Genomic DNA, 1,873 nt, shown 5'->3' with positions numbered 1-1,873 from the left:
GGGGCTGCATTGCCTCGCTGGCGTCGGCCTTGGCCTCCGGGCTGGCGGCCTTCGGCTCCGGCGGCTCGTAGCCTGTGGCTTTCCAGCCGGCGTCAGTCAGCCGGTATCCGGCATCGTGCGGTTCGATCAGTTCATTGCGCAGCAGACCGCGCATGACGCTGGTCCGGGCACCGCCTTGCAAGTTCTGGGGGAAGTGCTCGACGCGGCCTTCGGTGGTGATGGCGAGAAGGAGGACGCCGCGCTGGCTATCGGTCAGTTCGGTCCGGCTCATGGTTGTTTGTCCTTGGTGTGAAGCTCGCGTGTGCGGCGGGGACCGACCCACTCTCCATTGGGACCGAGGCCCCGGCGGATCAGTTCTTCGCGAGCGAGATGATTGAGGTCGAGGGTTCCGTCGGAGGCGGCGACGAGAACCGTCGCCGCCATAGCCCTCAAGAACCAAAGGTCGGTGTCACTCGGCGACGACATCGCACACCGCCTTGCGGACATCGACGTTGTCGAAGGCGATCATTTCGACCAGATCGCTGTGCAGCAGGCGCAGGGCGTTGCCGGCACGGCGTTGAAGCTCGTTGTAAGCAAGTTCGCGCAAGTCCTCGAGCGCCGCGATGTCGCCGAAGGCGATGGGACGTAGTCGCTTGAGGTCGCGCAGACCGTGCTTGAGCCGTTCCAGATTGGGTTGTTCTTCATTGGTCATGCTGAGCACCCGTGCGTGGTTGGGGTGACGGCATGAACGCTTCCTTCCGTGCGTAAGCCAAGCAGATTCTTGGGTTCAATGCCGGAACCCGCGCTCTGGGACAGCTCACGGACAGGTACAACGACTGGGCGAGAGGCTTGAACGGAAACAGCGCCCAAATAGGGCGCTGCTAGGGGGTGGGGTGTTGTTAGCGGATACGCCGGTGGCGAATGGCTGTAGGCACCAAGACCTCGATCGCGCGCTTGGCCTTCGACCGGTCTTCGACCAGAAGAGCCTCGGGGATCGCCAGCGTCACCACCGTGATCGCATTCGGGTCGTCCAGCAGCTCGTCGGCGTAGCCTTGGCCCACCCACTCGTTGCCTAGCATCGTATGGGGCTCGGTTGGGAGGGGCTTGCCCCTGCCGGCGGCGGCCCGCATCGCAGCCGCGTAGCCTGCGAGGTAGGCAGCATTGAGGGCGGCCTTGACCGAGTCGGTCGAGACCTCGTGGCGATCGGGGCCATCCATCAGCGTCGCGAGGTTCAAGTGCTGCTGGGCGATCTCGCTTAGGGTTGCGTCGTACATGCGGGCCTCCTTGGCCGTGCGTCGGTGTGGACGCATGAACGCTTCCTTCGGCGGTGAATCCAAGTCGATTCGCGAAGAAGAACGAATGTCCTCGAAGGCGGACAGCTTCCTGACTGGTTCGTCGAGGGCTGCGGACATCGCGTGGAGCTGATTCGGTAGGCGGCCGGAAACTGTCGAAATTCAGACAGTATTGCGCCGCCCAAGCGGGTGCGGGGTCTTTAATCAGAAGGGGGGCTGAACGATGGCGTGTGAATTCGCATTAACGGCGGCCGGTGGAGCAGGATCGACCCAGCCAATCGGAGGCGCCGCTATTTCTCTTTCCATCCGCCGGGCAAAGGCCCGCGCCAGCGCTGCGACCATAGGCCGAAGCGCTAAATCGGCAAATTGGCCGATTTGCAGGTGACAGCACTGCGGCGAAAGATTCCAGAAGAGCTATGCGTGCGGCCTTGCTTAATCGGAAACATTTCCGATTTACGAGCAAGGGTGTTGGGGCGCAACACTTCGAGCGGAAAACTGACGCAACCTCTGTCATCGGCTCGGTGCAAACCTAACTTGCGAGTGCGAACCTCTTGAGTGCAAACCTCATTCGCGAGTCTGGCGCTAGCGAGGTTTCGCGGCCG

The 1,873-nt window shown here is 62.6% G+C and carries 2 protein-coding genes and 1 pseudogene; all 3 read right to left on the bottom strand.

Annotated elements, in window-relative coordinates:
* A pseudogene (locus TX83_RS16970) lies at positions 1–271 on the bottom strand (hypothetical protein); the annotation flags it as partial.
* A gap of 177 nt (positions 272–448) precedes the next feature.
* Positions 449–691, bottom strand: coding sequence for a hypothetical protein (locus TX83_RS16965; protein ID WP_064749161.1), 243 nt, complete (start codon positions 689–691; stop codon positions 449–451).
* Between the two features lie 187 nt (positions 692–878).
* The gene (locus TX83_RS16960; RefSeq protein WP_064749160.1) at positions 879–1,391 is read right to left on the bottom strand and encodes a DUF6900 domain-containing protein; all 513 of its coding nucleotides are present in this window, start codon (positions 1,389–1,391) and stop codon (positions 879–881) included.
* Positions 1,392–1,873: the final 482 nt, after the last annotated feature.

This window comes from Lysobacter antibioticus HS124, from assembly GCF_000336385.2.
Taxonomy (GTDB): domain Bacteria; phylum Pseudomonadota; class Gammaproteobacteria; order Xanthomonadales; family Xanthomonadaceae; genus Lysobacter; species Lysobacter firmicutimachus.
This window is presented reverse-complemented; position numbering and strand designations above follow the sequence as displayed.

What these genes read in the sequence shown, in the direction of transcription:
- TX83_RS16965 (WP_064749161.1), bottom strand. Translation starts at nt 691, where the DNA reads ATGACCAATGAAGAACAACCCAATCTGGAACGGCTCAAGCACGGTCTG.
- TX83_RS16960 (WP_064749160.1), bottom strand. Translation starts at nt 1,391, where the DNA reads ATGTCCGCAGCCCTCGACGAACCAGTCAGGAAGCTGTCCGCCTTCGAG.